7 protein-coding genes are annotated in these 9,268 nt (G+C 35.2%); 4 read left to right on the top strand and 3 right to left on the bottom strand.

What is annotated here, in order from left to right; genetic code table 11:
• Positions 1–330 precede the first annotated feature (330 nt).
• The 3 genes from ACP6PL_RS26800 (at position 331) to ACP6PL_RS26790 (ending at position 2,044) form a co-directional block, all read left to right on the top strand.
• Positions 331–1,056 carry a pentapeptide repeat-containing protein gene (locus tag ACP6PL_RS26800; protein WP_426548389.1) on the top strand — a complete coding sequence of 242 codons (726 nt, stop codon included), beginning with the start codon at positions 331–333 and terminating at the stop codon, positions 1,054–1,056.
• Complete coding sequence (locus ACP6PL_RS26795) at positions 980–1,189, top strand: hypothetical protein (protein WP_426548388.1); 210 nt, start codon at positions 980–982, stop codon at positions 1,187–1,189. The genes ACP6PL_RS26800 and ACP6PL_RS26795 overlap by 77 nt, the downstream gene beginning before the upstream one ends.
• 285 nt (positions 1,190–1,474) lie before the next feature.
• Positions 1,475–2,044 (top strand): hypothetical protein, encoded by a 570-nt coding sequence (locus ACP6PL_RS26790; protein ID WP_426548387.1) that lies wholly within the window; start codon positions 1,475–1,477, stop codon positions 2,042–2,044.
• A 26-nt stretch (positions 2,045–2,070) separates the two neighbouring features.
• Here ACP6PL_RS26790 and ACP6PL_RS26785 read toward each other — a convergent pair whose 3' ends face one another.
• The 3 genes from ACP6PL_RS26785 to ACP6PL_RS26775 form a co-directional block, all read right to left on the bottom strand.
• Positions 2,071–3,261, bottom strand: a complete 1,191-nt coding sequence (locus tag ACP6PL_RS26785; protein ID WP_426548386.1) for a glycosyltransferase family 2 protein — start codon at positions 3,259–3,261, stop codon at positions 2,071–2,073.
• Positions 3,262–3,769: 508 nt separating this feature from the next.
• Positions 3,770–4,339 (bottom strand): fasciclin domain-containing protein, encoded by a 570-nt coding sequence (locus ACP6PL_RS26780; RefSeq protein WP_426548385.1) that lies wholly within the window; start codon positions 4,337–4,339, stop codon positions 3,770–3,772.
• A 117-nt stretch (positions 4,340–4,456) separates the two neighbouring features.
• Positions 4,457–5,272 carry an MBL fold metallo-hydrolase gene (locus tag ACP6PL_RS26775; protein WP_426548384.1) on the bottom strand — a complete coding sequence of 272 codons (816 nt, stop codon included), beginning with the start codon at positions 5,270–5,272 and terminating at the stop codon, positions 4,457–4,459.
• 394 nt (positions 5,273–5,666) lie between these two features.
• Between ACP6PL_RS26775 and ACP6PL_RS26770 the strand changes: the two genes are divergently transcribed.
• The gene (locus ACP6PL_RS26770; RefSeq protein WP_426548383.1) at positions 5,667–9,161 is read left to right on the top strand and encodes a sacsin N-terminal ATP-binding-like domain-containing protein; all 3,495 of its coding nucleotides are present in this window, start codon (positions 5,667–5,669) and stop codon (positions 9,159–9,161) included.
• The last annotated feature ends 107 nt before the right edge of the window (positions 9,162–9,268 follow it).

The following is a 9,268-nucleotide window of genomic DNA, read 5'->3' as shown; positions in this document are numbered from 1 at the left end:
TTTTGTATATATTTGTCTAAGATAGTCTATGTTTTTGACCTTTAGCAAGCAATAGTTATCAGTTATCTAGTTATCTAGTCAACTGAGTTGTTAGATGAGGTGAGAAGGTGGTGATAGTGCTACGCACCGCTACGCGATCGCCTACCTCTATTTTGATTGATGAAATTTTTAACTCAAACGTTTTAGTTATTAGATTTTAGATAAACTGAGGATGTGCTTAAAGGGTGGCAAAAAAACTTTTTTGTTTCAAAAAAGTATAGGCTAGACTAGGAGACAATTTTCGTACATCCACCCAAATAGCCCTAAATTCTCAATTTTCCAGAAATACTAATGATGAGAGCGCGTGAGATATTGCAGGAATATGAAAAAGGTAGACGAGATTTCCAAGGGCTGAGTCTTAGGGGTCTATCTTTTAAGGGAAAAGATTTGTCTGGAGTAGATTTTAGTGGGACGGATATTCGAGGTACTAATTTTCAGGGAGCAAATCTAACGGAGACTAAGTTTTGTGGAGCTAAGGGGGGCCTGCAAAGACGTTGGGTAGTGGTTTTGCTTATCGTTGTATTTATTGTGGCAGGGATATCAGGTTTTTTTAGTGCATTTACTGGATACTTCATATCACTAATATTTGATAAGTCTAGCTTAGAGAATCAAGTTCCTGGTTGGGTAAGCTTGATTGTAGTTATTTTGTTCTGGATAGCGGTTATTAGTCGGGGCATTATAGCAGCTTTTGGATCCCTCGCCGTAGCCGTAGCCGTAGCCGTAGCCGTAGCCGTCGCCGTCGCCGCAGCGGTCGCCGTCGCCGCAGCCGGAGCCTTCGCTTTCGCCTTCGCCGGAGCCGTCGCCGTTGTCACAACATTATTAAGTGCTTACGTTGCTTACCAAGCAATGAAAGGTGATGAAAAACACGCCTTAATTCCTAATGTAGCCATTGCCTTTGCTGCTACAGGTGGCACTTGCTTTAGAGAAGCAGACTTAACCGATGCCGACTTTTCTCAAGCTACTCTCAAAAGTACAGACTTCCGAAAAGCAACCCTTACTCGCACCTGTTTCCGATGAAAATAACCCCACATTAAAACAACGAGTAATAGGAGTATTAAAATCAGCAGGAACAGAAGCATTCAAAGAAGCTCTCGATAATCCAGTTGCTAATGTTTTAGTAGCAGCTTTTCAAGGTTGGGTTGAACCATAAAATCAATTAGTCAAGTCTTATTAGAAAATCAACGACTGAAATTATTAGTTTTCGAGCAACTTCAGGAGGTAATCTTCAAATGGATAACTGAGACAACATCAGAAAAATTATTATTGAATCTATTAATACATAGTTAATCTATTTTCTAAAACTCATGCGTTATAGTTTTTTGTCTCTATATTTGTGACAAAAGTTTAAAATATCAGATAACTTTTTATCTTTAGCTCAATATTTTGTGTAGAAATAACATTATTGCTTTTGATAGTTATGGAAAATATGGAAAATATGGAAACTATTGAAACTGTTGGTACAACAGAAGCAGCTTTTTTGTTGAATATTTCGACTGGAAGATTACGGGTACTTTTAGGCCAAGGTCGCATCAAAGATGCTCGTAGAGGAAAACGTTTGTGGAAAATTCCTCTAAATAGTCGAGGTATGCCAGAAGTAATTCCAGGTCGTCGAGGTCCTGAGGGAACTTGGAATAAAGGAAGACGTACAGGCAATACTTTTATTCATGTTCTGCGAAAAGAAATTGACTATAACCGAGACCATGGTACATCCCATCCCGCAATATCCATTAAGCAAGGAAATCGTAACGACCGTTGTCACGAGGCGGAAATTAAAGGAAATTGCAAAATTGTTTATCGGCCTCATACACCAAATCGGAGTCAGGCAGGGGGCGCGCGTCTTTGGATTGAGGTTGAGCCAGACGTTGAAATTGTCCGTAAGTTTTTCCGGACTACTGAGTTGTGTGAAGATAAATTGTTAAATCCCGATCCTCTTGAGTTAAAACTAGTTACCACAACTCAAACAACCCCACCTCGGAAAGAAACTTCTGTTTCTCAAGTGACTTAAAAATTTCAACTTTTACAACTAGAACTTTACAACATAAAACCCATTGATTGTAATACTTGCCTAAGTCGCCTTGCTTCAATAGGGTTATATTTTTCATGCAAACTAATTGCCTTTCCAAATACTTCTAAACTTTCTGGTACTTGACCAACCTTCAACAATACAACTCCCAAATTTTGATAAGCTTCTGCATAGTCAGCATCAAGTTGAATTGCTTTTTCATAAGAAGCGATCGCTTCTGTAAACCAACCCATTTCTTTCAATATCATTCCTCGGTTATAATGACCAACTGTAAAATTAGGGTCTATCTGTAAAGCAATTTCATAGTTAGTTTTTGCTTTCTCTAAATCTCCCTCTTCTTTAAGCAAACTACCTAAATTATTGTATGCTCCTAATTTCAATTTAGGCAAAATATTTAACTCTGTTGCTATTTGATAATGACGTTTTGCCATTTCTTTTTCTTGCTTTTGCCGATAGGCAATTCCTAAGTGATAATGTAGCTCATACAAAACTGTTTTATCTACCTCTGAATCTTGCAAACCTCGAAATAACAATGCCATCCCTTTTTCTCTTTCACCAACTTCTAAATATAAAGCTCCCAACTTACTACAAACATAAGCATCATTAGGATGGTTGCTGATAAAACTTTCCATCGCTGCCTTTGCTCTTTCCAGTTTATTTTTAGAAGTTATTTCTCCCTTTTGATAACCCTCATGTAAAACTGCTATTTCTGGCAACGAAGCAATTTGCCAATCAGATTCTTTTGCTAAAATCTCAGAAATACTATCATCAACTATGGCATGATAAGGTCGGGAAAATTTTATCTCTGGATGATTTCTAAATAGACGAGAAACTAAAGAATAGGGAGATTGTTGTGCCCCTATTTCCTCTCTAATTAAATTAATTAAAATGTGGCGATCGCTCTTTATTGCTTCTCTAATATGTGGAGCTATTTTTGGTGAGAGATATTCATCAGCATCCAATACTAAAACCCAATCACCCGTAACGTATTTCAAAGATTCATTTCTTGCTGCTGCAAAATCATTACACCATTCAAAATAATGTACCTTTGCACCAAATTCTTTAGCTATTTCTGGTGTTCTATCTGTTGAACCAGTATCCAAAACAACCATTTCATCTACTACATTTTTCACACTTGCCAAACATCTTGGCAAATTTTTTTCCTCATTTTTAACAATAATGCAAAAAGTTAAATTCATATTTTAGCAATTAGCATTCAGCTATCAGCTTTTTTATTTTTCCTATCTTACCTTCTTTTGGCAACTGGTTAATATACTTATACCAATAGACTTCTCCAAAAATTAATCTCAAACCTTTGTAATTACTAAGCTAAAATTTAGTTTCTAGAGATGTCTAATTAGAAAAAAATTTGCTATAAATTAGGATTCAGGTAGGAGATATGGTCGGATTAGCGACGTAAAGGAGTTAAAATTCAAAATTAAGAAGACATGACCTCTAACTATATTCTTTTGGAAGTTTATTATTGATTTTTCATCTATTGGAAGCTATTTTAGTTTATTTGATACAAGCATAAGACTTGATTTAGATGGGGTATATTGCCCTGAATTCTCATAGCCATCATAAACCAGTCTTTCAATTCCTAGAAATATCTAAAAAAAAATATATAAAAAACCCCACTCTAACTATTTATGACTTCTGAATGGGGTAGATTAATATATTTACGATACACTACATAACTCTAATTAATTACTCAGGAATAATTACTGTATCAATTACATGAATTACACCATTACTTGCAGGTACATCTGCTTTAACTACTTTAGCATTACTTACCTTCACACCTGCATCAGAAACATCGACTTTTACCTCACTACCTTGGACAGTCTTGACCATTCCAGATTCTAAGTCTCCAGACATTACCTTGCCAGGAACTACATGATAAGTCAGAATTTTTACCAGTTTATCTTTGTTTTCTGGTAACAATAACTTTTCTACTGTTCCTTCTGGTAAAGCTGCAAATGCTTCATCAGTAGGTGCAAATACTGTAAATGGACCTTCTCCTTGAAGCACTTCTACTAAACCAGCAGCTTTTAACGCAGTAGCTAAAGTATCGAATTGACCTGCTTCTGCTGCAGTTGCGACAATATCCTTAGAGTTAGAATCAGCAATTTGTAAAGGTTGGTTAACCACTCCCTGAGTGGAAGATTTTTGAGAGAAGTTTGCTACTGCGGGTAGACCGAAGCTAGCACTTACACCGACTAATCCTAAGATAGCGATCGCTTTTTTCACCATAGTTAGACTATTTTGGGTATTCATAGTTAATTTCTCTGTACTTTTATTAAAGGATGTAAATCTAATTCACATATCTTAGCAAATTTTTGAGAAATGGCAAGATAATCTAGATATAAATACTTAACATTTAATTTTCTATTTTTAATTACTTCCCAGAGAATTCGGAGATAACTGATCGAATCTATAACTTAAAACTTCTATTAATAAGCCTTCCTGGGGTAAATCAGATTTAGCAATGGAAATACTGTCCTGATTTACAATTCTGACTGGACTTCCTTCCATGACACTGAGAAAATCTTCTAAAGGAGCAATCTCACAGCTAGTTTCATCAGCAGCTTCAGTTTTGTAGTGAGTGGGAATTACAATTCTGGGTTTTAGCACTTCCAAAACCTGTTTTGCTTCCAAAGGAGTGTAAGCTTTTGGCCCACCACCTACAGGAATTAGTAATAAATCTGGACGGCCAATCAAAATCCGCTCTTCTATACCAATAGGACTAGCTAATCCCCCTAAATGCAAAATCTTAATTCCTGCCTGTTCCCATAACCAAGCGACATTAGTGCCGAATCTACGTCCACCTTCTCTATCTTTAGCAGTGCGAATTCCTTGAATTTGTCTACCATTAACTTGATAAACTCCAGATTCATATAACAACATTGGTGGAGGACTACTTGTAAAACCTTCTACTACTCCTTCATCTAATAATCTACTGCTAATTAAGATTAAATCTGTGTCTACTTTGGGGTCTCGATATCCAGCAGTACAACCTATTTGGCGAAAAGGATTTACTAATACTTTGCTACCTCCACCTTCAAATAAAAAGCAAGTATGTCCTAACCATGTAATAGTTAAAGACTCTTCTGTCTGTGCCTGGGAGTGGTTAAATTTAGATGTTAAACCTGTTCCCATTACAGCTAATAAAGTTGTCTGTAGATAACGTATAAATTTTCGCCGTTTCATCTTAAATTTGTTTGACTTTGAGTTTAGCAGTATTTTCTCTTTTTAATACTATACATCTCCGTTAGAGTTGTGGGAATACTTTTTTTAGGTAAAGAATAAAAAAGAGAGCAAAGCAAAGTATAAATCCAGAAAAAAAATTCTACAGATAAGGAAGTTATAGGAGGAGAGAAACTTCTGATGAATAGTTAGAAATTTAGAGGTTTTTCTTGTCGTATTATTCTTTTCGATAATTATTATAAAAAGGAAAAGAGTAAAAATCAGAATAAATTCAGACATCACATTCTGTAGATAAATAAATTTAGGAGGAGAGAAAATTTTTAATAATTGGTATACTAATCCAAGACCTCATTCTTAAGATTAAGGTTTCAATAAATTGGATAAACTAACAAAAATCATGGTATCTAATCAAGAAAAAATCGGCGGTAAATTTTTTTATCAATCTGAACCTTTAATAGCTCGTCTTAGGGGAATTATTCGAGATTATCCAGAGGGTGTCGGGATTCTCAAAGAGTTGATTCAAAATGCTGATGATGCTAAAGCGACAAAGGTTGAAATTATTTTAGATTGGCGGATACATCAATTTAAAAATTTGCCTGACAATCGGATGGAAAAATTGATGGGGCCGGCAATTTTAGTTTACAACAATCAAGTTTTTCGAGACCAAGATTTTGAGAGTATTAAAAGTTTAGGGCAAAGTAAAAAATCCCAAGATTTACAAAAAACTGGTCGTTTCGGAGTGGGTTTTAATGCTATTTATCATGTGACGGATTTTCCTAGTTTTATTTCTCGGCAAAGTCTAATATTTTTTGACCCTCACGGTGCTGCTATTCCGGGAACTTCTCGACAGGAGCCGGGGAGAGAATGGAATGTTGCTGCTGAGAAATGGTATGAGCAATATCCTGATTTTATGAAAGTGTATGAAGCGGGTGGGTTGTTGTTTGGTACTGAGGATTTTCAAGGAACTTTATTTCGTTTACCTTTAAGAACAGAAATACAGGCAAAAAATAGTGAGATTAGGAAACAAGCTTTTACGGAATCTAATGTTAGAGAATTAATTGAGGAGTTGGTTAAGTCTGGGGAGGAAATTCTTTTATTTCTCAAATCAATTGTGGAAATTCGGGTTTATGAAATTCTGGCGGATGGTAATGGGGAAAAATTGGAAGTTCTTAGCATTGTTACTCAAAATGTTTCTGAGGTGGAAGCTGCGAGAAATAAATTATTATCGGCTATTCCTGATGATGTAAATTCTCTAGTTCAACAGTGTCAAAATAATCCGACTGGTTTAGTTGAAATTTCTTACCGTCACAACATAGAAACTGTGATGGCAGAAAGAACAATAAATTCTATTTGGAGAATAGTAGGAATTATTCGGACTGATGGTGAAGGGGAGTTGGAAAAAGTCATTCAAGCTATGTATGAAAGTCAGGAAAAAGTAATTCCTTGGTCGGGTGCTGCTGCCCGAATTTCTAGTAGTAGTAGTGATGGAAATGTGAGGGAAGTTAAGGGCAAAATATATTGTTTTTTGCCTCTACCTTTGGAGTCGGAATTACCGATTCATATTAATGGCTTTTTTAACTTAAATAGTTCTCGCGATAATTTAAGTAGCGATAGTGGGCAAACAGGGAAAGATCGTCCTAGAGCTGTTTGGAATTATCTACTTATGCGTCATGTTGTTGCTCATGCTTATGCTAATTTAATTACTACTCTAGTAGAAGATATTGGCAAGTATCAACCACAAAAATTCTATGATTTTTTCCCGACAATAAAAGTTACTACTAGCAAAGCTCTGGAGGAACTATATATTTTTGTAATTAGGCTTTTATATCAGCGAAATGTTATTCAGTCTGGTGTGGAATATTTAGAGGCAAAAGAGGAAAGTCGGAAACAGGCGATCGCTACAAAAAAATGGATAACTCCGGCACAAATAAAAATTCTTCCTAAGAGTTGGCACAGAAAATTAGTTGCACCTTTAAGCGCGGATGAAATTGATATTTCTGAACCTCGAATACCAGATAAAATTTTGTCTGCTTTTGCGGAAGCAGGTTGTAGAATTCCTGAGTTTAAACCTGCAGATTTAAGAAATCATTTGAGGATGAATCAATCTTTAGGTTTGCCATTAAAAAATGCTCCTAAAGCAAGTCTGAAACATCGGCAATGGGTAATAGATATGCTTGGTTATTGTGTGGAGGATAATTATCAAGATTTGCAAGGTTTACCATTAGCTATTTTGGCTAATAATTCTCTGCAAGTATTTGGTTATGGTTCAATAAATCCTATCTTTATTCCTACCTCGGAAATTCAAAGAGAAATATTTGCCGATTATCCAGAATGGTTTTTACATTCAGATTTATGTCAAGGAATAAATCTCTACAGAAAAGAAGGAGTTTCATATATGAATACCACTGAAGTTGCTAGAAATTTAACTAATATTGTTGATTCAACTCAGTGGCGACCTACGGGAGAAAATCTGCCTAATGAAAAGTGGTTAATTTTGGTTTATCGTTATTTTACGAGAGAGAATTTACCTGTAGATGAATTGAATAAAATTCCATTAGTTCCTGGCAATGATGATCATCTTTATCGAGGTGGTTTAGTTGAAACTCCTTTGTTGTGTAGAGATAATATTGATGAAAAAATTATTGCAGCAATCAAATATTTTGGCGTGAACTTAATTGAAGCATCTAAAGAACTTGAGGAGGCGATTTTCAAATTTTTTGATAGACATCCAGAAACACTAATTTGGAAAGTTACAGCACCAGATGTTTTAGACAGTTTATATGCAATCTACGAAAGTCAAGGTTTACCAATTTATCAGGAACAGCACTATACAACTTTGCTAAATTACTTGGCAGATAGTACCTGGTTAAATGGGGATAAAAAATATAGTCCTGCCAGAAAAGAAAAACTACGTCAGTTACCAATATATCTAACAGTTACCGATGAAATTGTTAGTCTCAATGAAGAAAATATTTATTTACCTGCTGAAGGATATCAACCACCAGAATTTATCGAAAATTTCCGACTTTTAAAATTAGGCTTAACTGAGTATGACTGGTTGCCACTTTTTAAATTTCTTGGGGTTCCAATTTTAAGTAGAGCGCGATTAATTACTGACTGTTTGTTACCGGAATATCCTACTCTTGCTCACGAAGAACAACTAATAGTATTAACTTGGATTCGAGATAACTTCGGTAAAGTTCAAACAGAATTAGAATTAGAAACAAGTAGTCAAAACTTTGACAAATTTAAACAGCAAATTAAATCGGCAAGTTTAGTACGATGTACTGACGGAAGATTACGCTCCATAGAATCAATATATAGTCCGGAAATTGAAATAGTGCCTCAAATTATGGGAAATAAAACTGCAATTCCAGATATGAATTTTTACTCCGATAAACCTGGTGAATGGCTTAACTTTTTTGCCGAACTAGGCATGAAAAAAATTATGACTGCGGCAGATTTATTAAATTCCATAGATAATTTGATTCAGAAAGCAAATCGTTTTGGAGTAGATTCTGTCTCTGAATCTTTACTCAATATTTTTGACTATATATTAGATAACTGGGAAGACGTGAAAAGTGAAAAATTACTGCAAAATCTCCAGGCAAAATATTGGCTACCCGCCCAAAGAAATCCAGAAGTATTAAGTCAATATGCTGCTGCTTTAATACCCGAACCTAAATTATATCGTTCCCAAGATTTATGTTTGATTGAAGAAGCACATTTAGTAGCAAGTCAAAAACCTATATTTGCTGGAAAATTTGCTGTAAAAAGTCAATTACTAAAGGCAAAAATTCGGCACGAACTTGGTTTTTTACCTGTAGAAGCAAATATTGTATTAGATCATTTCGAGACAATAATTGGAAATTGGGAAAATGACCAAAAATAATTTGGGAGTATCGACTACTCAAAAATCAAACCTTAGTCAAAATGAAAAATTTCACCTACCTCTATTTTTCCCAGACAAATTTCGGCAACTTCTCCAAGAAATTCTAG

Source organism: Dapis purpurea BLCC-M126, from assembly GCF_050015975.1.
In the GTDB taxonomy this organism is placed as follows: Bacteria; Cyanobacteriota; Cyanobacteriia; order Cyanobacteriales; family Microcoleaceae; genus Trichodesmium.
This window is presented reverse-complemented; position numbering and strand designations above follow the sequence as displayed.